The sequence below is a fragment of the Protaetiibacter larvae genome (assembly GCF_008365275.1).
Taxonomy (GTDB): Bacteria; Actinomycetota; Actinomycetes; order Actinomycetales; family Microbacteriaceae; genus Homoserinibacter; species Homoserinibacter larvae.
Map to the genome: position 1 here is coordinate 1944582 of NZ_CP043504.1, position 23228 is coordinate 1967809.

16 protein-coding genes are annotated in these 23228 nt (G+C 71.0%); 6 read left to right on the forward strand and 10 right to left on the reverse strand.

The features are described from left to right. Position 1 precedes the first annotated feature (1 nt). The 3 genes from FLP23_RS09215 to FLP23_RS09225 all read left to right on the forward strand — a co-directional run bounded on the left by FLP23_RS09215 (position 2) and on the right by FLP23_RS09225 (position 5380). A complete protein-coding gene (locus tag FLP23_RS09215; RefSeq protein WP_149325588.1) occupies positions 2 to 2158 on the forward strand; it encodes a 3-hydroxyacyl-CoA dehydrogenase NAD-binding domain-containing protein in 2157 nt (718 codons plus the stop codon). Positions 2159 to 2243: 85 nt separating this feature from the next. Continuing rightward, a complete protein-coding gene (locus FLP23_RS09220) occupies positions 2244 to 2438 on the forward strand; it encodes a hypothetical protein (protein ID WP_149325589.1) in 195 nt (64 codons plus the stop codon). A 53-nt stretch (positions 2439 to 2491) separates the two neighbouring features. Continuing rightward, positions 2492 to 5380 (forward strand): helix-turn-helix transcriptional regulator, encoded by a 2889-nt coding sequence (locus FLP23_RS09225; protein ID WP_149325590.1) that lies wholly within the window; start codon positions 2492 to 2494, stop codon positions 5378 to 5380. 18 nt (positions 5381 to 5398) lie between these two features. On the opposite strand, the gene FLP23_RS09230 is transcribed toward FLP23_RS09225, so the two are convergent. From FLP23_RS09230 to dut, 6 genes are all read right to left on the reverse strand, one after another. Next, positions 5399 to 6892 carry an MDR family MFS transporter gene (locus FLP23_RS09230; RefSeq protein WP_210413825.1) on the reverse strand — a complete coding sequence of 498 codons (1494 nt, stop codon included), beginning with the start codon at positions 6890 to 6892 and terminating at the stop codon, positions 5399 to 5401. Positions 6893 to 7050: 158 nt separating this feature from the next. Continuing rightward, complete coding sequence (gene dxs, locus FLP23_RS09235) at positions 7051 to 8997, reverse strand: 1-deoxy-D-xylulose-5-phosphate synthase (protein WP_149325592.1); 1947 nt, start codon at positions 8995 to 8997, stop codon at positions 7051 to 7053. 10 nt (positions 8998 to 9007) lie between these two features. Beyond that, entirely contained in the window at positions 9008 to 11842 is a 2835-nt protein-coding gene (gene acnA / locus FLP23_RS09240; protein ID WP_149325593.1) for an aconitate hydratase AcnA, read from the reverse strand. A 136-nt stretch (positions 11843 to 11978) separates the two neighbouring features. After that, a complete protein-coding gene (locus FLP23_RS09245; protein WP_149325594.1) occupies positions 11979 to 12749 on the reverse strand; it encodes a DUF3159 domain-containing protein in 771 nt (256 codons plus the stop codon). Continuing rightward, the gene (locus FLP23_RS09250) at positions 12749 to 13369 is read right to left on the reverse strand and encodes a DUF3710 domain-containing protein (protein WP_149325595.1); all 621 of its coding nucleotides are present in this window, start codon (positions 13367 to 13369) and stop codon (positions 12749 to 12751) included. The genes FLP23_RS09245 and FLP23_RS09250 overlap by 1 nt, the downstream gene beginning before the upstream one ends. Then, positions 13366 to 13818 carry a dUTP diphosphatase gene (gene dut, locus FLP23_RS09255; protein WP_149325596.1) on the reverse strand — a complete coding sequence of 151 codons (453 nt, stop codon included), beginning with the start codon at positions 13816 to 13818 and terminating at the stop codon, positions 13366 to 13368. The genes FLP23_RS09250 and dut overlap by 4 nt, the downstream gene beginning before the upstream one ends. Positions 13819 to 13851: 33 nt before the next feature. On the opposite strand from dut, the gene FLP23_RS09260 reads away from it, so the two are divergent. Then, positions 13852 to 14301 (forward strand): DUF3093 domain-containing protein, encoded by a 450-nt coding sequence (locus FLP23_RS09260; RefSeq protein WP_149325597.1) that lies wholly within the window; start codon positions 13852 to 13854, stop codon positions 14299 to 14301. Position 14302: 1 nt separating this feature from the next. Here FLP23_RS09260 and FLP23_RS09265 read toward each other — a convergent pair whose 3' ends face one another. Further along, on the reverse strand, positions 14303 to 14593 hold the full coding sequence (locus FLP23_RS09265) for a DUF4193 domain-containing protein (protein ID WP_149325598.1): 291 nt from the start codon (positions 14591 to 14593) through the stop codon (positions 14303 to 14305). 204 nt (positions 14594 to 14797) lie between these two features. On the opposite strand from FLP23_RS09265, the gene sepH reads away from it, so the two are divergent. Next, a complete protein-coding gene (sepH, locus tag FLP23_RS09270; protein ID WP_149325599.1) occupies positions 14798 to 15832 on the forward strand; it encodes a septation protein SepH in 1035 nt (344 codons plus the stop codon). A gap of 127 nt (positions 15833 to 15959) precedes the next feature. Here sepH and FLP23_RS09275 read toward each other — a convergent pair whose 3' ends face one another. Continuing rightward, on the reverse strand, positions 15960 to 16982 hold the full coding sequence (locus FLP23_RS09275) for an alkaline phosphatase family protein (protein ID WP_246139950.1): 1023 nt from the start codon (positions 16980 to 16982) through the stop codon (positions 15960 to 15962). Positions 16983 to 17081: 99 nt separating this feature from the next. Between FLP23_RS09275 and FLP23_RS09280 the strand changes: the two genes are divergently transcribed. Beyond that, a complete protein-coding gene (locus tag FLP23_RS09280) occupies positions 17082 to 19574 on the forward strand; it encodes a DNA gyrase/topoisomerase IV subunit A (RefSeq protein ID WP_149325600.1) in 2493 nt (830 codons plus the stop codon). Here the strand turns inward: FLP23_RS09280 and FLP23_RS09285 are convergent. Together FLP23_RS09285 and FLP23_RS09290 are read right to left on the reverse strand one after the other, a co-directional pair. Further along, positions 19556 to 21094 carry a hypothetical protein gene (locus FLP23_RS09285; protein ID WP_210413829.1) on the reverse strand — a complete coding sequence of 513 codons (1539 nt, stop codon included), beginning with the start codon at positions 21092 to 21094 and terminating at the stop codon, positions 19556 to 19558. The genes FLP23_RS09280 and FLP23_RS09285 overlap by 19 nt on opposite strands. Before the next feature lie 19 nt (positions 21095 to 21113). Then, on the reverse strand, positions 21114 to 23189 hold the full coding sequence (locus tag FLP23_RS09290; RefSeq protein WP_149325602.1) for a DNA gyrase/topoisomerase IV subunit B: 2076 nt from the start codon (positions 23187 to 23189) through the stop codon (positions 21114 to 21116). Between the last annotated feature and the right edge of the window lie 39 nt (positions 23190 to 23228).

Below are 23228 nucleotides of genomic sequence, written 5' to 3' on the forward strand. Positions count from 1 at the left end.
CATGAGCGCACTGCCCGACTACAGCGGCTCCGACTTCGGCAAGCTGCTCGCCCTCGACCCCGACGAGGTGATCACGCACTCCTTCGTGCGCGACATCACCCTCCCGAGCGGCAAGCGACTCGCTCTGCTCACGCTCGACAACGGCCGCGACCACACCCGTCCGAACACCCTCGGCCCGCTCACCATGAGCGAGCTCGGGGAACGGCTCGACGAGCTCGCGGCCCGCGCTGCCGCGGCGGAGATCGATGGGGTCGCGATCACCGGCAAGCCGTTCATCCTCGCGGCCGGCGCCGACCTCTCGAAGGTCGGCGAGATCCCGGACCGCGAGACCGGTCTGCTCATGGCGCAGCTGGGGCACAAGGTGCTCGGCAAGCTCGGCGAACTGGGTGTGCCGTCGTTCGTGTTCATCAACGGCCTCGCCCTCGGCGGCGGCACCGAGATCGCCCTCAACGCCGACTACCGCACGATCGACTCCTCGGTGCCGGCGCTCGCGCTGCCCGAGGTGTTCCTCGGCATCATCCCCGGTTGGGGCGGCGCCTGGCTGCTGCCGAACCTCATCGGCATCGAGAACGCGCTCGAGGTGATCATCTCGAACCCGCTCAAGAACAACCGGATGCTCAAGGGGCCGCAGGCCTTCGAGCTCGGCATCGCGGACGCCATGTTCGGCCCCGCGAACTTCCTCGAGGACTCGCTGCGCTGGGCAGACGGCGTGCTCACCGGCGCGATCAAGGTCAAGCGCAAGAACGAGCCCGGCAAGCTCGAACGGCTCACCAAGTGGGACATCGCGATCGGCATCGCCGAGAAGACCCTCAAGAGCCGGATCGGCCAGGTCGCCAAGAGCCCCTACAAGGCGCTCGAGCTGCTCAAGGCGGCGAAGAACACCGACAAGAGGACGGGATTCCTCGCCGAGGACGCCGCCCTCGCCGAGCTCATCGCGGGCGACCAGTTCCGGGCATCCATCTACGCCTTCAACCTCGTGCAGAAGCGCGCCAAGCGCCCCGCGGGGGCCCCCGACAAGGAGCTCGCGCAGAAGGTCACCCAGGTGGGCGTGATCGGCGCGGGGCTCATGGCGAGCCAGTTCGCGCTGCTGTTCGTGCGGCGCCTCCAGGTGCCGGTCGTCATCACCGACCTCGACCAGTCGCGTGTCGACAAGGGTCTCGCCTACATCCACGGCGAGATCGCCGAGCTGCTCGCCAAGGGCCGCATCGACTCCGACGAGGCCAACCGCCTCACGGCGCTCGTCACCGGCACGACCGACAAGGCCGACTTCGCCGACTGCGACTGGGTCATCGAGGCGGTCTTCGAGGAGCTGGGGGTGAAGCAGGACGTCTTCGCCGACGTCGAGCAGTACATCTCCCCCGAGGCGATCCTCGCCACGAACACCTCCTCGCTCTCGGTGGAGCAGATCGGCGCGAAGCTCAAGAACCCGGAGCGGCTCGTCGGGTTCCACTTCTTCAACCCGGTCGCCGTCATGCCGCTCATCGAGGTGGTCCGCACCTCGAAGACAACGGACGCCGCGCTCTCGACCGCCATGGTCACGGCCGCGAAGCTGCGCAAGAACGCCATCATCACGCGCGACACCCCCGGTTTCGTGGTGAACCGCGTGCTCGCCAAGGTGCTCGGCGAGGCCATGCACGGCGTCGAGCAGGGCATGTCGTTCGAGGATGTCGTGGAGGCCGCCCGCCCCTTCGGCCTGCCGATGGACCCCTTCGTGCTGCTCGACCTCGTGGGCCTCAAGGTGGGTGCGCACGTGCTCGACACCCACCACTCCGCCTTCCCGGAGCGCTTCTTCGACAGCCCCGCGCTGCACGAGCTGGCCGAGTACGGTGCGATCTTCGAGAAGGACTCCGCCGGCAAGATCAAGGGATACGACAAGAAGGCGCTCGCGATCGTCGCCGCGCACCGCCCGTCCGGCGCCGTCGCGCTGACGCCGGAGCAACTGCGCACCCGGCTCGAGGACGGCCTCGCCGACGAGATCCACCGGATGCTCGAGGACGGCGTGGTCGCCGCCGCGGAGGACATCGACCTCGGCATGATCCTCGGTGCCGGATGGCCGTTCCAGATGGGCGGCGTGACCCCCTACCTCGACCGGGTCGGCGCGAGCGAGCGAGCCTTCGGCGACACCTTCCACCACCCGCCGATCCGCGGCGTGCAGTAGCCGGCGCACCCCGCTGAGGTAGGCCGTCCGGAAATAGGGATATCTCCCGATCCGGGCGGCCTACCTCAGTGCGGATGCTGGCTGCATGGACATCTTCACCGACTACCGCACCTCGCTTCTGACCCCGCGCGAGGACGAGCTCGCCCGCGCGGCGGAGCGCGCCCGGCTCGCGGCCGAGCGTGCGCCGCGCCCGACCCGCCGCCGGCGTCGTCCGAGCATCCTGCGTCGCCTCCGGCACGTGCTCGGTCGTCGCCTCGCGCCGCATGCGGTGACCCGCTGAGCGCGGTCGACGCGGTCCGACGCGAGGTCGGTGCCGGGTGGGACGATGGGGGCATGAGCGCGCCCCTCTCCTCGCCGATGGTCGGCCGCGCGGTCGAGCTCGCCGCGCTCGAGGAGGCGCTCGCGGACGCCGAGGCGGGCTCCGCTCGCATCGAGGTCATCGGCGGCGAGGCGGGCATCGGCAAGACCCGGCTCCTCGAGGAGTTCCTCGCGCGCGTCGATCCGCGCATCGTCGTCACCCGGGGGCAGTGCGTCGAGTTCGGCGCGGTGACCCCTCCCTACGCGCCGCTCACCGGCGTGTTCCGCGGCCTCGCGGCAGCCTTCGGGGAGCAGGCGGTGTTCGATGCGGCCGCGGGTGGTGCCGCCACCCTGCGGGCCCTCGTGGAGTTGCGCACACCCGTCGAACGCGACGAGCGGCTCGGCGTCGAACGTCTCGACGAGGTCGTCACGACCGTGCTGGAGCAGCTCTCGGCGGATCGGCCGGTCGTGGTTGCCATCGAGGATCTCCACTGGGCCGACCCGGCCACGCTGCACGTGCTGCGCTTCCTGGCCCGCATGCAGCGCACCGGGCGGCTGCTCGTGGTGCTCAGCTATCGCAGCGACGACGTCGGGCGCGGCCATCCGCTGCGGGGGCTCCTCGCCGAGCTCGAGCGCAATCGCCGCGCGCGGCGCATCCTGCTGGACCGCCTGGATGCGGGAGAAGTGCGCGATCAGGCGCAGGGCATCCTCGGCACCCTCGTGACGCTCGAGAGCACCCGAGAGCTGTTCGAACGCAGCGAAGGGGTGCCCTTCTTCGTGGAGGAGCTGCTCAGCTGCGGCATCGGCGGCGGGGCAGCGCCCGTGCCGGCGACCCTGCGCGAGCTGCTGCTGGCCCGCTACGAGACCCTCGACGAGGCGGCGCGGCGCGTCGCGCGGGTGCTCGCGGCCGGCCGCGGTCGCGTCGGACACGAGGTGTTCACCGAGGTCGCCGAGGCGAGCACGGCCCTCGACCCCTCCTCACTCGACACGGCGCTGCGCGCGGCCGTCGAGGCGGGCGTCATCTCGATCGTCGGCAACGGCTACGACTTCCGCCACGCGCTCGTCCGGGACGCGGTGGTCGAGGAGCTCCTGCCTGGGGAGTCGGCGCGCATCCACACGGCATATGCGCGCGTGCTCGAGGCGCGCCCCGGCGAGCCGGCGCGCCAGGCCGCGCGCGCCGTCCTGATCTCCTCGCACTGGATGGAGGCGCACGCACTCGATGAGGCCTTCCGCGCGTCCGTCGACGGCATGCGCCTCAGTCGTGCGGCCTTCGCGCACGCGGCGGCGGCTCAACTCGGTGAACGCGCGCTCGCCCTGTGGGACCGGGTGGACGACCCCGACATGGTCGCCGGCATCAGCCACGTCGAACTGCTGGAGCTCGTCGCCCGCCTCTGGCGCAGCGCCGGCGAACCCGGACGGGCGCGCGCGACGATCGAGCAGGCCGTCGCCGAGGTCGACCGGGCGGATCCGCGAGCCCACGCGAGCGTGCTGCGGACGCAGGCGCTCATCCTCGACGCCGACGGGCGGAGTGAGGCGCTCGAGCTCTACGAGCAGGCGCTCGCGCTGCTCCCCGCGGAAGCCGACCCCGTGCTCCGGGCCGCGATCCTCGCGGAGGCCGCGAGCAAGTACATGGTGTCCGGCCGGTCCGAGCTCGCCCTCGAGCGCGCGACCGAGGCGCTCGCGATCGCCCCGCCCGACGCCCGGCGCAGCCGCTCCGTCGCCGCCAACATCCTCGGCGGAACGCTCACCCATCTCGGTCGCATCGACGAAGGCGCCGCCCAGTATGCGCTCGCGCTGCGTGAGGCGGGCGACGACCGCGACGCCCTGTTGCGCTACCACGTCAACTATTCCGACACCCTGCACCTGCTGGGCCGCTTCGAGGAGTCGGTCGCGGTGGCGCTCGAGGGCTGCCGGATCGCCGAGGAGGCCGGTGTGGCGCGCACCTCGGGCGCGATCCTCGCGCTCAACACGGTCGACCCGCTTTTCGCACTCGGGGAGTGGGATCGCGCCGACGCGCTCATCGAGAACTCGCTCGAACTCGACCCGCCGATCGTCTTCCTCGTCTACCTGCGCCGGGCGCGCATCCGGTCGGTGCTGTGGCGGGGCGACCCGATGCACGCGCTCGAGCTCTTCGAGCGCTGGCGCGAGGCGATGCTGCAGCTGGCCGCCTTCGAGGATCAGGTGGCGGCGGGGCTCGCGCTCGACATCGCGGAGGTGCAGCTCGCGCTCGACGACCTCGATGCCGCGTGGGCGTGGGCGGGCCGGTTGCTGGATCCCGCTCCGCTGGCCTCCGCCCCCTGGGAGCTGCCGATCGCCCCCGTGCTCGCCCGGATCATCGCGCGCCGCCGTGAGCGCGCGGGCGACCCGGGCCTGCTGAGCCGGGAGGTCGCGCGGCTCCGGGAGGTGATCGCCCGCGATCAGTGGCCCACCCGCGCCGTGTGGGCGGCGGCCGCCGAGGCGGAGCTGGGGGGAGGAAGCGGGGCCGGGGACGACGTCGGACTGTGGGTGGCCGCCCTCGCGGCCGCGGCCGCGCCCGGCACGCCGATCGTCACGCGGCTGCGGCTGCGGTACGGGCTCGCGCGCGCCCAGTTGCTCGCCGGCGACCGCGCGACCGCTGTCGAGACGCTCACCGCGCTGGCCGCTGAGGCGCGGACCCTCGGGGCGGGACTCATGGTGGACGCGGCGGAGCGACTCGTGCGGGATGCCGGGCTCGTGCCGCACGCGGCGTCCGCCGAGGATCGCGAGCTCACGGCGCGCGAGCGTCAGGTGCTCGACCTCATCGCCGACGGCCTCAGCAACGGTCAGATCGCCGAGCGGCTCTTCATCAGCCGCAAGACCGTCTCGGTGCACGTCTCGGCGATCCTCCGCAAGCTCGGCGCCTCGTCGCGCACCGAGGCGGTCGCGCTCTCGGCGCGACGGGTCTGAGGTCCGTCGCGCCGAGGCTCAGTGGTGCGCGACCGGCGCGAGCTCCTCGTTGGTCACCTCGGGCTGCACGGGGCGACGCACGAAGAACGCCGCCACGATCGCGAGAGGCGACAGAATCGCCCCGCCGAGGAAGGCCCAGTGGACGCCGGCGATCAGCTCGGCCGACGTCGCCGTCTCGGGGTTCGCGGCCCCCGCTGCCGCGGTCCCGACCGCGAGCAGGGCGATGAACGCGGCCGTGCCCGCGGCGCCGGCGACCTGCTGGATGGTGGCGATCGTCGCGCTGCCGTGCGAGTACAGGTGCGGCGGAAGCGCGCTCGTCGCGGCGGTGAACACCGGCGTGAACAGGAATCCGAGCGACAGGCTCAGCACGACATGGGTGACGAGCACGAACCACAGCGGGGTGTGCGCGTCGAACAGCGCGGTCGCGCCGATCGCGAGCACCAGCACGAACGATCCGGGCACCACGAGCGGCCGCGGCCCGAAACGGTCATAGAGGCGGCCGACGAGCGGGCCGAGCAGGCCCATGACGAGTCCACCGGGCAGCAGCGTGAGCCCGATCGTGAGCGCCTCGATGCCGAGGCCTCGCTCGAGGTAGATCGGCAGCAGGATGACGACACCGAACAGCACGGCCATCAGGATCGCGAGGAACGCGATCGACACCGTGAAGGTGCGGGCTCGGAAGGTCCGCAGATCGAGGAACGCGGCGTCCTCGCGCTGCAGCCGGAGCTGGCGCCAGATGAACAGGCCGAGCGCGATGCCGCCGATGGTGAGCGGGATCCAGGACGGCATCATCGCGTGGCCCTCGGCCGCGAGACCCAGGTTGCTGAGCCCGAACACGATGCCGCTGAACGCGAAGGCGGAGAGGATGACCGACAGCACGTCGAGCGGCACCTTGCGCGGCTCGGAGACGTTCGGCACCCGCGCGATGCCGATGACGAGCATGATCGCCGAGATCGGCAGCATGACCCAGAAGAGCCCCCGCCACGGCAGGAACTGCAGGATGAGGCCCGAGACCGCCGGACCGATCGCGGGCGCGACCGACATGACGATCGAGATGCGGCCCATGATGCGTCCGCGGTCTGACAGTGGCACGAGGGTGAGCACGGTCGTCATGAGCAGCGGCATCATGATCGCCGTCCCGCTCGCCTGCACGACGCGCCCCACGATGAGCACGCCGAATCCGGACGCGGTCGCCGCGATGAGCGTGCCCGCCGTGAACAGCGACATCGCGGTGATGAACACGGGCCGGGTGTTGATGCGCTCGAGCAGGAAGCCCGTGATCGGGATGACGACGGCCATGGTGAGCGCGAACCCGGTGGTGAGCCACTGGCCTTCGCTCGGCGAGATGCGCAGGTCGTCCATGATCTCGGGAACCGCCACGCTCATGGTGGTCTCGTTGAGGAAGACGACGAAGACGGCGGCGAGCAGCAGCACGATCGCGACGCGGTTGCGTCGGGCGAGCTCCTCGGAGATCGTCGCCGCGGGAGCGGGGGGTGCGGCGTTCTGGGTCACGGTTCCTCCAGGGGGCACGCACGGCGACAGAGCCGATGCGCGGCGGTTCTGACGCGGATGGTGGTTGCGGGGCGGAAGGGCCCGAGAAGGTCAACGCCATGCGCCGGGCGGCGCATTCCCGTCGATCGCATACCCGTCGACCTTCGACGCGTGTCAGCCTACGCGCGACCGCCGACATCGAGGTCGGCGCGGGCGGCCTCCCCGGGGAGCGGCCGCGCCACGGGGATGCGGGTGCCGAGCACCTGGGCGACGATGTCGCGCGCGATGCGCTGGTCGGTGAGGCCCACGTCCTCGAGGATCTGAGCGCGCGTCGCGTGCTCGAGGAAGGCGTCGGGAAGCCCCAGCTCGTCGACCGCCGTGTCGACGCCTGCCGCACGCAGATCCTGCCGGATGCGCGTGCCGACCCCGCCGACACGGATGCCGTCCTCGATGCTCACCACGAGCCGATGCTGCGCGGCGAGCTCGACGACGCTCGGCGGCACCGGGATCACCCAGCGCGGGTCGATCACGGTCGCGCCGATGCCCTGGGCGGCGAGCCGGTCGGCGACCCGCATCGCGAGGTCGGCCATGGGTCCCACCGCGACGAGGAGCACGTCTCGATGGGGCGCCTCGCGCAGCACGTCGACACCGTCGCCGGTGCGGCGCACGGCCTCGAACTCGTTGCCCACCGAGCCCTTCGAGAACCGCAGCACGGTGGGCGCGTCCTCGACCGCGACCGCCTCGCCGAGCTCCTCCCGCAGGCGGGTCGCGTCGCGCGGCGCGGCGATCCGGATACCGGGCACCACCTGCAGGATCGCGAGATCCCACATGCCGTGGTGGCTCGGTCCGTCGGGACCCGTGACGCCCGCCCGGTCGAGCACGAAGGTGACGCCCGCGCGATGGAGGGCGACATCCATGAGCACCTGGTCGAAGGCGCGGTTCATGAAGGTCGCGTAGAGCGCGACGACGGGATGCAGCCCTCCGAAGGCGAGCCCGGCGGCGCTCGTCGCGGCGTGCTGCTCGGCGATGCCCACGTCGAACACCCGCCCCGGGAATCGCTCCGCGAAGCGATGGAGCCCGGTCGGTCGCAGCATGGCCGCCGTGATGCCGACGAGCCGCGGGTTCTGCTCCGCGAGCGCGAGGATCTCGTCGGCGAACACCGAGGTCCAGGACGGCTTTCCGGGATGATCGAGGGGCTCGCCGGTCTCCGGATCGATCTGCCCGACCGCGTGGAACTGATCCGCGACATCCGAGATGGCCGGCTCGTAGCCGCGGCCCTTCTGCGTGATGACGTGCACGATGACGGGCGCGTCGTAGGCCTTCGCCTGCCCGAGCGCCTCCTCGAGGGAGCCGAGGTCGTGCCCGTTGACGGGCCCGATGTACTTGATGTCGAGGTTGGAGTAGAGCGCCTCGTTGTTGGAGAACCGCGCCAGGAAGCCGTGCACGGCGCCCCGGGTGCCGCGATAGAACGCCTGGCCGGGGCGGCCGAGCCTGTCGAAGAAGCGGCGGCTGGAGAAGTAGAGCGATCGATAGGCGCGGCGCGTGCGGACGGTGTTGAGGAAGCGCGCCATCCCGCCGATCGTGGGCGCGTAGGAGCGGCCGTTGTCGTTGACGATCATCACGAGGCGGCGCGAGTTGTCGTCGCTGATGTTGTTGAGCGCCTCCCACGTCATGCCGCCCGTGAGCGCGCCGTCGCCGACCACCGCGACGACGTAGCGGTCCTCCTGACCGGTCATCGCGAAGGCGCGGGAGATGCCGTCCGCCCAGCTGAGCGAACTGGAGGCGTGCGAGCTCTCGACGATGTCGTGCTCGGACTCCGCGCGCTGCGGGTAGCCGGCGAGACCGCCGCGGTCGCGGAGCCCCGCGAAGTCCTGCCGTCCGGTGAGCAGCTTGTGCACGTAGCTCTGGTGGCCCGTGTCGAAGACGATGGCGTCGTGCGGCGAGTCGAAGACCCGGTGCATCGCGATCGTGAGCTCGACCACCCCGAGGTTGGGCCCCAGATGGCCGCCCGTCTTCGAGACCTCGTGCACCAGGAACTCGCGGATCTCCCCCGCGAGCTGCGTGAGCTCCTCGCGGGTGAGTGCGTCGAGATCCCGGGGACCGCGGATCGTCTCGAGCAGGCTCACGCTCTCGACCCTAGACGAGGCTCCGGAGAACGTACTGGAGGATGCCGCCGTTGCGGTAGTAGTCGGCTTCACCGGGTGTGTCGATGCGCACGACCGCGTCGAACTCGACCGTCTGCTTGCCCGCGGGCGAGAACTCGCTCGGCTCCGCCGTGACGCGGACGGTCTTCGGGGTGATGCCCTCGTTGAGCTGCTCGAGTCCCGTGATCGAGACGATCTCGGTGCCGTCGAGGCCGAGCGACTTCCACGACTCGCCAGCCGGGAACTGCAGCGGCACGACGCCCATCCCGATGAGGTTGGAGCGGTGGATGCGCTCGAAGCTCTCGGTGATGACCGCCTTCACGCCCAGCAGCGAGGTGCCCTTCGCGGCCCAGTCGCGCGAGGAGCCCGAACCGTACTCCTTGCCGCCGAAGACCACGAGCGGCGTGCCCTGCGCGGCGTAGTTCTCGCACGCGTCGAAGATGTACGACTGCGGACCGCCCTCGAGGGTGAAGTCGCGCGTGTAGCCGCCCTCGACGATCTGACCGTCGTTGACCGCCGCGACGAGCTCGTTCTTGAGGCGGATGTTGGCGAAGGTCCCGCGGATCATCACCTCGTGGTTGCCGCGCCGCGAGCCGTAGGAGTTGAAGTCCTTCCGCTCGACGCCGTGCGCCTCGAGGTACTGAGCCGCCGGGGTGCCCGCCTTGATGTTGCCCGCGGGGCTGATGTGGTCGGTCGTGACCGAGTCGCCGAGGGTCGCCATGACGCGCGCGCCGTGGATGTCGGCGACCGGGGTGAGTTCCATCGTCATCCCCTCGAAGTACGGCGCCTTGCGCACGTAGGTCGAGTCGGGGTCCCACTCGAAGATGGGGCCCTCCGGGGTGGGCAGGCTCGTCCAGCGCTCGTCGCCGTCGAAGACGGTCGCATACTGCTTGATGAACTGCTCGCGCGAGATCGAGGAGTCGATGATCTCCTGCACCTCGGCCGGGTCGGGCCAGATGTCCTTGAGGAAGACGTCGTCGCCGTTCTGGTCCTTGCCGAGCGCATCCGTCTCGAAGTCGAAGTTCATCGACCCGGCGAGGGCGTATGCGACCACGAGCGGCGGCGACGCGAGGTAGTTCATCTTGACGTCGGGGCTGATGCGGCCCTCGAAGTTGCGGTTGCCGGAGAGCACCGCGGTGACCGCGAGGTCGTTCTCGTTGATGGCCGCGGAGACCTCGTCGATGAGCGGGCCGGAGTTGCCGATGCAGATCGTGCAGCCGTAGCCGACCGTGTAGAAGTCGAGGCCTTCGAGCGCCTTGTCGAGACCGGACTTCTCGTAGTAGTCGGTGACGACCTTGGATCCCGGGCCGAGCGTGGTCTTGACCCACGGCTTGCGGGTGAGACCCTTCTCGACCGCCTTCTTGGCCACGAGACCCGCCGCGATCATGACGGAGGGGTTGGAGGTGTTGGTGCACGAGGTGATGGCCGCGAGGGTCACCGCGCCGTTGTCGAGGATGTAGCTCGTGCCCTCGGGCGTGGTCACCTTGACGGGCTTCGAGGCGCCCTTGGGGCTGCCCGAGGCGATGTGCACCTCGCGGGTGTCGTGGTCCTCCTCGCCGGGGACGGCTCCGGGGTCGGATGCCGGGAAAGAGTGCTTCGACTCGAGGTCCACGATGTCGTGGCTGGTCGACGGCGTCGCGTAGTTCAGGATGTCCTTCTCGAACTGGCTCTTCGCCTCCGACAGCAGGATGCGGTCCTGCGGACGCTTGGGGCCTGCGATCGAGGGGACGACGGTGCCCAGGTCGAGCTCCATGTACTCGCTGAACGCCGGCTCGTGCGCCGGGTTGTGCCACAGCGACTGCAGCTTGGCGTAGGCCTCGACGAGGGCGACCGTCTGCTCGTCGCGGCCCGTGAGCCGCAGGTAGTCGAGCGTCACGTCGTCGATGGGGAAGATCGCGGCGGTCGAGCCGAACTCGGGGCTCATGTTGCCGATCGTCGCGCGGTTGGCGAGCGGCACGGCTCCCACGCCCTCGCCGTAGAACTCGACGAACTTGCCGACCACGCCGTGCTTGCGCAGCATGTCGGTGATCGTGAGCACGACATCCGTCGCGGTCACGCCCGCCGGGATCTCGCCCGTGAGCTTGAAGCCGACGACGCGCGGGATGAGCATCGAGACGGGCTGGCCGAGCATGGCTGCCTCGGCCTCGATGCCGCCGACGCCCCAGCCGAGCACGCCGAGGCCGTTGACCATCGTGGTGTGCGAGTCGGTCCCGACGCAGGTGTCGGGGTAGGCCTGCAGGACTCCCCCGTTCACGCGGTCGTAGACGACCTTGGCGAGGTGCTCGATGTTGACCTGGTGCACGATGCCCGTGCCGGGGGGCACGACCTTGAAGTCCTGGAAGGCCGTCTGGCCCCAGCGCAGGAACTGGTAGCGCTCGCCGTTGCGCTCGTACTCGATCTCGACGTTGCGCTCGAGGGCGTTCTCGGTGCCGAAGAGGTCGGCGATGACCGAGTGGTCGATGACCATCTCGGCGGGCGAGAGCGGGTTGATCCTGTCGGGGTCGCCGCCGAGGGCCGTCACCGCCTCGCGCATGGTGGCGAGGTCGACGATGCACGGAACGCCCGTGAAGTCCTGCATGACGACGCGCGCGGGGGTGAACTGGATCTCGGTGTCGGGCTCGGCCTCGGGGTCCCAGGAGCCGAGCGCCTCGATCTGCGCCTTCGTGACGTTGGCGCCGTCCTCGGTGCGCAGCAGGTTCTCGAGCAGCACCTTGAGGCTGAACGGAAGCTTGTCGTAGCCCGGGACGGTGTCGATCCGGAACACCTCGTAGTCGGTGCCGCCGACCGTCAGGGTGTCCTTCGCGGAAAAGCTGTTGATGGTCGACACTGTCGTCTCCTCTGGCCTACGTCGGATGCGCGCTGCTGCCATCCTGACGGCCTCACGCTGGCCCGTGCCAGCAAGGCAAGCCTAAGCCCGCCCGCCTCGGCGCACCCGAGTCGATTTATCTTGACATCAAGATATATTACGCCTCGCGCGTCTCCTCCGCGCCACGCGGGGCGGACCAGGCCGTCCGGATCAGCAACCACGTCACCCAGAGCAGGATCGCGTACAGCGGAACACCCATCACGAGCTTCGTCGCGCCCAGGGCGGCGGCCTGCTCCGTCAGATAGAGCGGCAGCTGCACGGCGAGGCGCAACGCCGGAAGCACGACCCAGAGAATCGTCGCGATGAGCGCCACGCGGTACTTCGCGGCGTCCGCGCGCCACACGGCGTCGCCGGTCAGGAGGCCCACGACGACCCCGATGAGCGGCCGCTTGGCGAGGATGCTTCCGACCATCACGAGCACCATGACGACATTGATGACGAGACCCGGCACGAAGTTGTCCTCCGCCCGCCCGCTCAGCAGGGCGAGGCCCGCCGAGACGGCGATGCCGAGCGCCCCGGCGATCGCCGAGGTGACCGGCTGACGGGTGAGCGCCCGCACCACGATGAAGACGACCGCGATCGCGAGCGGTGCGAGCACCGACGGCAGCACCTGCTGGGTGATCGTGAAGACGACCAGGAACAGCAGTCCCGGAAGGATCGACTCCACGAGCCCGCGCACGCCGCCGATCGCCGCGAGCAGGGCGCCCGCGGTCGGCGCCTGCCCCGGCTCGACGCGCCCGAGGCCGGAGCGCCGCGCGGCGGCCGCCACGGCATCCGCGAACGACGGCTGCTGCTCGTCCTGCGACCCCTCGCCCGGCGACTCCGCGCCCTGCGACCCCTCGCCCGGCGACTCCGCGCCCTGCACCATCAGGATGCGGATCCCGGCGCCGACGCCTGCACGTTCGCCGGAACGTGCAACGGGATGAGGTCGCGCGGCGGCATGGGGGTCGCGCCGCGCACCACGACGATGCTGCGGAACAGGTCCTCGATCTTCTCCGCCGCCTCGGGGTCGACGGCCGCCTGGCCGCTGATGACGCCCCGGAGGAACCAGCGCGGTCCGTCCACGCCCACGAAGCGCGCGATCCGCACGCCCGGGCCGTTGCCCGCCGGGGCCGGGATCTCGGCGCGGAGCTCGGGACCGAAGGGGCCGTCGAGAGTCTGGGTGGTGCCGCCCTGGCGCGCGATCTGCTCCACGATCTGCTCGCGGATCTCGTGCCACAGCCCGCTCGTGCGCGGCGCCGCGAAGGGCTGCACCTGCAGGGTCGAATCGGCGTAGTCGAGCGCGACGGCGACGACGCGCTTGCTGCCCTCCTCGATCTCGAGGCGCAGCGCGAGTTCGGGGCGCGGCAGGATCTTCACCCCGCCGAGATCCACGTAGGGCCGCACCGTGTTGGCCTCGCTCACATCGAGGGGTCCCGCCGTCTCGCGATCGTGCGGCGCGGACTTCGGCTGATCGATCACGGGATCGCCTGCGGGGGCGTCGCTCATGGGGTTCCTCCTCGGGTCGAGTATCCGGTGGAGCCGAAGCCGCCCTCCCCGCGATCCGAGCCGGGGAGCTGCTCGACGGGGATGAAGCGGGCACGAGCCACCGGCATGACGATGAGCTGCGCGATCCGGTCACCGGCGGTGATCGCATAGCTCTCGCGCGCATCCGTATTGAGCAGCGTCACCCGGATCTCGCCGCGGTACCCCGCGTCGACGGTCCCGGGGCTGTTCACGATCGTGATTCCGTGCTTCGCCGCGAGCCCGCTGCGCGGCACGACGAAGGCCACGAAGCCGTCGGGCAGCGCGATGGCCACCCCGGTGCCCACCGTCGCGCGCTCGCCGGGCGCGAGCACGACGTCGTCGGTGGAGGTGAGGTCGGCGCCGGCATCACCCGGATGCGCGTACGCGGGGAGGCGATCGCCGCGGAGCAGCACCTCGACGGACTCGGTCACCCCACGAGGCTAGTCCATGGTCGAATGGGGGGGATGACCACTCCCGAACCGGCCCCGCGCTACAGCGAGCGGCTCACGCCGTCCCTCTGGGTCTTTCTCGCGACCGCGCTCGTGGTGCCCGCGAGCCTGCTCGTGTTCCTGCCGATCTCGATCCTCGCCGGCTGCCTCGTGGCCGTCGGGCTGTACGGCGCGATCGTCGCGGTGCTCGTCGCGACGACGCCGACCGTCGCGGTGGCGGGAGACACGCTGCGCGCCGGACGCGCGCGGCTGCCGTTGCGATTCGTCGCGGACGTTCGGGTCGCGACGGGCGCGGACGCCGTGCGCGAGCGGGGCGTCGGCCTGCACGCGGACGCCTGGCTGCTGATCCGCGGCTGGATCCCGGGCCTCGTGCGCGTGGAACTCGCGGACCCCGACGACCCCACCCCCTACTGGATCATCTCCAGCCGGCACCCGGAGGAGCTGGCGGCCGCCATCCGCGGCTGACTCAGGCGGCGCACTCCGCGCAGATCGGCCCGAGGTCGGTCTGGTGGTCGAACTGCGACTGGTGCTTCACGAGGAAGCAACTCACGCAGGTGAACTCGTCCTCCTGGGCGGGCAGCACGACGACATCGAGGTCGAGGTCCGAGAGATCCTGACCGGCGAGCTCGAAGCCCGGGTTGTCGGCGTCATCGACGTCGACCACGCCCGACAGCTTGTCGGGGACACGCTCCTGGAGGGCCTGGATCGACTCCGTGTCGTCGTCGGTCTTCCGCGGGGCGTCGTAGTCGGTAGCCATTCCCATCCATCTCTATCGCTGCGTTCGGTAAGGCGGCGTCAGTCTGCATCATCGGGTCCCGATACGCAAACCCTCCCAGCTTCCTTGCAGGAAGCCCGGAAACCGCTCCCCGTGCAACTGACGGCACGCCCGCGATATTCCCCGGAATCGCCCCTCCGCCGTGGCATCCTTGCCGAGAATCGGTACGGCTGGAGGTCGTTCAGCATGCAAGAGCTCAAGGTCATCGGGGTCGAGAACGGCTCCCTGCTGCTCAGTTCCGACGACGGCGGGCGGTATCGCGTCGCCGTCGACGAGACGCAGCAGTCTCGCCTGCGCGCCTCCATGCCCGACGCCGGCCCCACCCGGCGCCTCGCACCGCGCGAGATCCAGGCGCAGATCCGCGCCGGGATGACCGCCGAGGACGTCGCGCGCGTCACGGGCGCCTCGCTCGACTATGTGCGGCGCTTCGAAGGCCCCGTGCTCGCCGAGCGTGAGTACGTGGTCGAGTCGGCGCTCAACGTGCCGGTGCACATGGCCGTCGAGACCGATCCGCTGGCCTCCGGCGCCACGTTCGGCTCGGTGATCCGGGAGCGTCTCGCCTCGGCGGGCGCCACGGCCGAGCGCTGGTCGAGCTGGAAGGAGCAGGGTGGCGGCTGGATCGTCAAGCTCACCTTCACCGCGAACGAGGTCGACCGCGACGCGCGCTGGGGCTTCGAGCCGAAGAAGCAGTCGCTCTCGCCGCTCAACCAGGAGGCGGTGACCCTCTCCCAGCAGGGCGAGCTGCCCCCGAGCCTCATCCCCCGCCTGCGCGCCGTCCCCCTCGACGTGCGCGACGACGCCCGCTTCGACAGCGGCGCCTTCGCGGTCGCGGAAGACGCGGACGGCACCGTCCTCGAGGCCGTCGACTTCACCCCCTTCGAGTTCGGCGCCCGCCCCGTCGCGGCCGAGGAGCCGGTCGGCACGCACCACACCGCCGATCTGCTCGAGGCACTGCGCCGTCGCCGCGGCGAGCGCGAGCCGTTGGACCTGGACGAGGCCGACCCCGGCCTGGCGACCCACCCGTCCACGGGCGTCGTCAAGCTCATCGACATCCCGCTCGACACAGCCCCCGAGGAGCCGCAGATCGCGAGCATCGCCCCGACGGCGAAGGCCTCCGGCTCGTCGGGCGCCACCGGACCGCTCGGCAAGCGCCGCGGACGCGCCTCGATGCCCAGTTGGGACGAGATCGTCTTCGGCGCCCGCACCGACGACGACCTCTAGCCCCCGGCGCGATTTCGCAACTCAGGAGAACGGCGCGGATGCGCGTCGGACGCCGGGAAGCGGGACCGCGACTCCTGAGTTGCGGAAACAGCGGGAGCGCGTGCGGGGGTGCGGGCGGGGGCGCGGGCTACGCGAAGGCCCCGAAGCGCAGCAGCGGCACCGCGGTCTCGGCCGGCGTGAGGGAGCCGTGCTGTCCGACCATGCCGCGCGCCCGGTCGTCCGAATCCGCGTAATACGCGTGGGCACCGCGCGCGAGCACCAGCACCTCGCCGATGCGCGGCAGCACCTCGGGGTCGACCGGTCCGAACCAATCGGCCGCGACGGCCTCCGAGCGGGTGGCAACCCAGGCCCGCTTCTCCTCCGAGCGCCGCCAGCGCTCGGCCACCTCGTCCGGATCCACCCCGGATTCCAGATGCAGCTGCAGTCCGCGCGGCTCGCCCGCGACGTGGCGCACCCCGTCGAGGAGCTCGGGCGTGGCGATGCGCTGGGCATGCTCGGGCACATCGACGATGCCGTGATCGGCGGTGACGACGAGGCCGTCGCGAGGACCGAGGACTCGCAGCGCGCCCGCCAGCTCGGCGTCGAACGCCTCGAGCGCCGCCACCCACTGGGCCGATGCCAGCCCGTGCGCGTGCGCCGCGACGTCCAGGTCGGGCACGTAGTAGTACACCAGGGTGGGGTCGGAGGCGGCGAGGGCATCGCGGAGCCGGGACAGCCTGGTCTCCGCATCCCCGCCCGGGGCGAACTCGGCGCCGCGCAGCACCGCCCGGGTGAACTCCGAGTCGCGGTAGCGCGGATGCGCGATGGCGACCGAGCGCACGCCGTCCTGCGCCGACCGTTCGAACAGCGTGGGCACCCGCTGCCAGCGGGCGGGATCGATGCCCTCCCAGCCGCTCAGCTGATTCACCACCCGGTCGTGGGCGGGATCGAGCACCCGGTAACCGACCAGTCCGTGCTGACCGGCGCTTCGCCCCGTGGTGAGCGACGCGAGCGCTGCGACGGTGGTCGAGGGGAAGCCCGAACCGATCGCCGGATCGAGGGCGAAGCGGCGCGCGAGCGTGCGTGCGTGGCCGAGGTGCTCGCCGAGCGCCGTGTGCCCGAGCCCGTCGGCGACCACGACCACGACGCGCTCCACCGGGGCGAGACCCATCCGACCGCGCGTGCCGGTCAGCGCGTCGAGACAATTCGGCAGCACATCGGCAAGGCGGAACCTGTGGGTTTTCGCCGCCGGTAGCATGGCCACGATCTTATGACTCCGCCCGAACCCACCCCCGCACCCCCCGTCGGCGGCAACGTCACCGCCCCCGCCTTCGGCGAACGAATCGAAGACGTCGACGTCTCGACCGAGATGCAGGGCTCGTTCCTCGAATACGCCTACTCGGTCATCTACTCGCGCGCCCTCCCCGACGCGCGCGACGGGCTGAAGCCCGTGCAGCGTCGCATCCTCTTCCAGATGAACGAGATGGGGCTGCGCCCCGACCGCGGACACGTCAAGAGCGCCCGCGTCGTAGGCGACGTCATGGGGCGGCTGCACCCCCACGGCGACACCGCCATCTACGACGCGCTCGTGCGCCTCGCCCAGGACTTCACGATGCGCGTGCCGCTCGTGGACGGCCACGGCAACTTCGGCTCGCTCGACGACGGACCCGCCGCCCCCCGCTACACGGAGGCGCGGATGCAGGCCGCCGCGCTCGCCCTCGTGGAATCGCTCGGCGAGGATGTCGTCGACTTCGTGCCCAACTACGACAACCAGCTCACCCAGCCCGAGGTGCTGCCCGCCGCCTTCCCGAACCTGCTCGTCAACGGCGCGAGCGGGATCGCGGTCGGCATGGCCACCAACATGGCACCGCACAACCTCATCGAAGTGGCCGGCGCCGCCCGGCACCTCCTCGAGAACCCCGACGCGACCCTCGACGAGCTCATGGCGTACGTGCCCGGCCCCGATCTGCCGACCGGCGGCACGATCGTCGGGCTCGCCGGCGTCCGCGACGCGTACGCGACGGGGCGCGGCTCGTTCAAGACGCGCGCGAAGGTGACCGTCGAGCAGCTCTCCGCGCGCCGCACGGGGCTCGTCGTGACCGAGCTGCCGTATCTCGTCGGCCCCGAGAAGGTCATCGAGAAGATCAAGGACGGCGTCGGCTCGAAGAAGATCACGGGCATCGCCGACGTCACCGACCTGACCGACCGCAAGAACGGCCTCCGTCTCGTCATCGGCATCAAGACCGGCTTCTCCCCCGAGGCCGTGCTCGAGCAGCTCTACCGGCTGACCCCCCTCGAAGACGGTTTCTCGATCAACAACGTCGCGCTCGTCGACGGCCGCCCGCAGACCCTCGGGCTGCGCGAGCTGCTGCAGGTCTACCTCGACCACCGCATCCAGGTGGTCACGCGCCGATCCCGCTACCGGCTGGCCCGTCGGCAGGAGCGCCTGCACCTCGTCGAGGGGCTGCTGATCGCGATCCTCGACATCGACGAGGTCATCCAGGTGATCCGCGGCAGCGACGACACCGCTCAGGCCCGCACGCGCCTCATGGAGGTCTTCGATCTCTCGGTGTTGCAGACCGACTACATCCTCGAACTGCAGCTGCGCCGCCTCACGCGTTTCAGCCGCATCGAGCTCGAGACCGAGCGTGACAGGCTCCGTGCCGAGATCGCCGAACTGGAGGCACTGCTCGCGGACCCCGCGCGGATCCGTACGCAGGTGGGCGTCGAGATCGACGAGGTCGCCGAACGCTTCGGCACCCCACGGCGCACACTGCTGACGGAGGCCGGGTCGAGCGTCGCCACGACGGCGTCGGCACGCAAGGCCGCGGCGGGAGCATCCCTCGAGATCGCCGATGCCCCGACCCTCGTCGTGCTCTCGAGCACGGGACGCGCCGTACGGGTCGACCTGCCGGAGGGCGCGGAGCTCCCGCTCGCCTCGACCCGCCGCGCGAAACACGACGCGCTGCTGTCGACCGTGCGCGGCACGACCCGGGGAGAGCTCGGCGCGGTGACCTCGCGCGGGCGCCTCATCCGCTTCACGCCCGTCGACCTCCCCGCGGTTCCTCCCAACTCCGTGCAGTTGGCGGCGGGCGCCCGGATCGCCGACTATCTGGGCATCGCCGACAAGCGGGAACGCGTGCTCGGCTTCGTCTCCCTCGTCTCCGAGGAGCCCGTCGCGCTCGGCACGCGCCAGGGCGTCGTCAAGCGTGTCGCGCCGGGCGGCTACCCGAACCGCCCGGATTTCGAGATCATCGCGCTCAAGCCGGGCGACGAGGTGGTCGGGGTCGCCCAGGGCACCGACGCCGACGAGCTCGTCTTCGTGGCGAGCGACGCGCAGTTGCTGCACTTCCCGGCCGCGCAGGTGCGCCCGCAGGGAGTCGCCGCGGGGGGCATGGCGGGCATCAACCTCTCCGCGAAGGCGAGCGCCCTGTTCTTCGGCGCGGTCGACCCCGAGGATGCGGTGGTGGTGACGATCTCCACGCCGACGGCGATCCTCCCCGGGACCGACCCGGGACGCGGCAAGGTCTCGGCGTTCGCGGAGTTCCCGGGCAAGGGCCGCGCGACGGGCGGGGTGCGCGCGCACAGCTTCCTCAAGGGCGAGGATGCCCTCGCCCTCGCCTGGGTGGGCCCCGCCCCGGCCCTCGCGGTCGCGAGCGACGGCACGCCGCGCGCGCTTCCCGAGTCGGGCGCCAAGCGCGACGCCTCGGGCTCACCGCTCGACGCGGTCGTCGCCTCGGTCGGTCACGCCCTCCCGCGGTAGAACGCCGAGATCCGCGCCAGCTTGCCTGCGTCCTCGTACAGCCACACCTCCTGGGTGGCGCTGCACGCGACGACGCGGTCGGGGTCGCCGAAGCGCTCACGGATCCGCGCGGTGTCGAGCGCCGGCTCGTCTCCGCTGCCGTTGAGGTAGAAGAAGCTGCCCGCATCGGTGCGGGCGTACGCCGTGTTGGTGAGCCACTCGTGCGCGGTGCCGTCGGTGTTCAGCTGGATGAGCCGGAACGGCGTACGCGAGGTGAGCGACAGTCGCCGCGCATCCGAGAAGGTGGCATACCCGACGGCCGAGCCGCCCGCGAGTGCATCGTCGATGCAGGCGGTCTCGGCGTTGCGATAGCCGAAGTACCGGCCCGCGCTGCCCAGATGCGGGATCGCGCCCGTCGCGAGGGCGATCACGACGATGCCCGCGAGCCCGCCCAGCAGCGCGGGAGACACCGCGGGCATCGGCACGGCGAGCAGCACGAGCACGTACGGGAGCACGAGAGCCGGCCAGAAGTAGTAGTAGTGCGTGATCATCGCGAAGAAGGTGGCCGCGATGCCGCCGAGCGGGATGAGGCCCAGATAGACGACCGCGAGCAGTCGGCGTGCGGGAGCCCCGCCGCGCCGGCGCACCACCAGGACAGCCGCCGCGATGGCCGCCAGCAGGCACCCGACCGCGAGCAGCGCCCCGAGGATGAGCACCACTGCCGCCGCGGGGTCGCGCAGCTGGAAGGCGTAGTACGGCCAGAGCACCGCGAGCCGGCCGGCGAAGCGGTCCGGATCGATGTAGCTGAGGGGTGAGATCCCCTGCAGGGGCGCGAACACGAGCCGTGCCGCAGCCGCCAGCAGCAGGGTTCCGGCGACCCAGCCGACGGGGCGAAGCACGGCACGCGGGCCCGCACGCAGGATCCCGACGACGAGTGCGGCGAGAGCGCCGGGCGCCGCGAAGACGAGGGTGAGCGGGTTGGAGGCGATCGTGAGGGCGAGCGCCGCGCCGGTGAGGATCCGCACCGGCAGGGTGCGCGCGAGCAGCAGCACGGGTGCGAGCAGCAGCGCCGCGTACTCGCCGAAGTAGTAGCTGGGGGCGAGGTGGAAGGAGAGGATCCACGAGGTGCCGATGAGCGGAAGCACGAGCAGCGGCACCGTGCCGAGGAGCGCGCGCAGCACGGAGGTGCCGAGCGCGTGCTCGGGCCACAGCACGCGGACGAGTGCGAGAGCGCAGAGGAACAGCACCGCCATGTTGAGCGCAGCCACCGCGAGGTAGTAGCCGTACACGTTCCCCGCGCTCACGGCGAAGGCGACGCCGCTGAGCGGCAGTTCCGGGAACACGTACACCTGCGGCGAGAACGACCAGTCCAGCGGGCGCCCCGCCGCGATGTCCTGGATCACCTGGAAGAGCACCCCGTTGTCGCTCGAACGCAGCTCCCAGCTGATCGGCCAGGTGTCGGCGCCGGCCGGATCGCCGCCCGCGCGGATGAGGAAGACGATCGCCGTGAGCGCGCCGACGAGCAGGGCACCGCCGGCCACGACGGCCGCCGAGCGCACGCTAGACGTCGATGCGCCCACGGTCGAGGCCCTGCCCCGCGACGATGAACTCCTTCCGCGGGGCCACGTCGTTGCCCATGAGCAGCTCGAAGACCCGGTTGGCGGCGTCGGCATCCTCCACCCGCACCCGACGCAGCGTGCGATGCGCGCGACTCATGGTGGTCTCGGCCAGCTGATCCGCGTCCATCTCGCCCAGACCCTTGTAGCGCTGGATCGGATCCTGGTAGCTGCGGCCCTGCTTCTTGAGTCCGGCGAGCACCCCCTGCAGCTCGGTCTCCGAGTAGGTGTAGATGATGTCGTTGGGCTTCGATCCGGGGTTCATCGCGACGACGCGGTGCAGCGGGGGCACCGCGGCGAACACGCGCCCCTCCTCGACCATGGGTCGCATGTAACGGAAGAACAGGGTCAGCAGCAGGGTGCGGATGTGGGCGCCGTCGACGTCGGCGTCGCTCATGATGATGACCTTGCCGTAGCGGGCCGCCTCCAGGTCGAAGCTGCGGCCGGAGCCCGCGCCGATCACCTGGATGATGGACGCGCACTCGGCGTTGCCGAGCATGTCGGCCACCGAGGCCTTCTGCACGTTGAGGATCTTGCCGCGGATGGGCAGCAGCGCCTGGTGCTCGCTGTCGCGCGCGAGCTTCGCGGTGCCGAGCGCGGAGTCGCCCTCCACGATGAACAGCTCGGTATCGGCGACGTCGTTCGAACGGCAGTCGACGAGCTTGGCGGGCAGCGACGAGCTCTCGAGCGCGTTCTTGCGCCGCTGGGTCTCCTTGTGGGCGCGGGCCGAGATCCGGCTCTTCATCTCGGCGACGACCTTGTCGAGCACAAGCGAGCTCTGCGCCTTGTCGTCGCGCTTGGGACTCGCGAAGCGCTCGGTGAGCCCCTTCACGACGGCGTTCGAGACGATCGCCCGCACCGCCGGGGTGCCGAGCACCTCCTTCGTCTGGCCCTCGAACTGCGGCTCGGGCAGGCGGACCGTGAGCACGGCCGTGAGCCCCGCGAGCACATCATCCTTCTCGAGCTTGTCGGAGCCGGCCTTGAGCCGGCGGGCGTTCTTCTCGACCTCGGCACGCAGGAACTTGAGCAGGCCCTGCTCGAAGCCCGCCTGGTGCGTGCCGCCCTTGGGCGTCGAGATGATGTTGACGAAGCTCTTGAACACGGTGTCGTAACCCGTGCCCCAGCGCAGCGCGAGGTCGACCTCGCACACCCGGTTGAGCTCGGTGGGCACCATGTGGCCGTTCTCCTGCAGCACGGGGACCGTCTCGGTGTAGCCGCCGGATCCCTGGATGCGCCAGGTGTCGGTGACCGCGGCGTCGGAGGCGAGATGCTCGACGAACTCGCTGATGCCACCCGCGAAGCGGAAGGTCTCGGTGCTCGGCTGCTCGCCTCGCTCGTCATGGATCCGGATGCCGAGCCCCGGCACGAGGAACGCGGTCTGCCGGGCGCGTCCGAGCAGCTCCTCGGTCTGGAATCCGGCGCCCTTCGTGAAGATCTGACGGTCGGCCCAGTAGCGCACGCGCGTGCCGGTGACGCCCTTCGCGACCCTGCCGACCTTGCGCAGCTCGCTCCCGGAGGTGAACGGCGTGAACGGGGCATCGGGGGTGGGCGCTTCGGCGTCGGCGAAGATCCCGGGCTCGCCCCGGTGGAACGACATCGCCCAGGTGACGCCGTCGCGGTCGACCTCGACGTCGAGACGCTCGGAGAGCGCGTTGACCACCGAGGCACCCACGCCGTGCAGGCCACCCGAGGCCGCATAGGAGCCGCTGCCGAACTTCCCGCCCGCGTGCAGCTTGGTGAACACGACCTCGACGCCCGTGAGCCCCGTCTTCGGCTCGATGTCGACGGGGATACCGCGGGCGCGGTCACGCACCTCGACCGAGTCGTCGGCGTGGAGCACCACGTCGATCTCGGTGCCGAAGCCCGCGAGGGCTTCGTCGACGGCGTTGTCGATGATCTCCCACACGCAATGCATGAGCCCGCGCGAGTCGGTCGAGCCGATGTACATGCCCGGGCGCTTGCGGACCGCTTCGAGTCCCTCGAGAACCGAGAGATGGCGGGCGGAGTAGTCGGTGCTCACTCGACGAGCCTAACCGTGGCCGCTCTCGGCGCCCGGGAG

What these genes read in the sequence shown, in the direction of transcription:
- FLP23_RS09215 (WP_149325588.1), top strand. Translation starts at nt 2, where the DNA reads ATGAGCGCACTGCCCGACTACAGCGGCTCCGACTTCGGCAAGCTGCTC.
- FLP23_RS09220 (WP_149325589.1), top strand. Translation starts at nt 2,244, where the DNA reads ATGGACATCTTCACCGACTACCGCACCTCGCTTCTGACCCCGCGCGAG.
- FLP23_RS09225 (WP_149325590.1), top strand. Translation starts at nt 2,492, where the DNA reads ATGAGCGCGCCCCTCTCCTCGCCGATGGTCGGCCGCGCGGTCGAGCTC.
- FLP23_RS09245 (WP_149325594.1), bottom strand. Translation starts at nt 12,749, where the DNA reads ATGGTGCAGGGCGCGGAGTCGCCGGGCGAGGGGTCGCAGGGCGCGGAG.
- FLP23_RS09250 (WP_149325595.1), bottom strand. Translation starts at nt 13,369, where the DNA reads ATGAGCGACGCCCCCGCAGGCGATCCCGTGATCGATCAGCCGAAGTCC.
- FLP23_RS09260 (WP_149325597.1), top strand. Translation starts at nt 13,852, where the DNA reads ATGACCACTCCCGAACCGGCCCCGCGCTACAGCGAGCGGCTCACGCCG.
- FLP23_RS09265 (WP_149325598.1), bottom strand. Translation starts at nt 14,593, where the DNA reads ATGGCTACCGACTACGACGCCCCGCGGAAGACCGACGACGACACGGAG.
- sepH (WP_149325599.1), top strand. Translation starts at nt 14,798, where the DNA reads ATGCAAGAGCTCAAGGTCATCGGGGTCGAGAACGGCTCCCTGCTGCTC.
- FLP23_RS09275 (WP_246139950.1), bottom strand. Translation starts at nt 16,982, where the DNA reads ATGGGTCTCGCCCCGGTGGAGCGCGTCGTGGTCGTGGTCGCCGACGGG.
- FLP23_RS09280 (WP_149325600.1), top strand. Translation starts at nt 17,082, where the DNA reads ATGACTCCGCCCGAACCCACCCCCGCACCCCCCGTCGGCGGCAACGTC.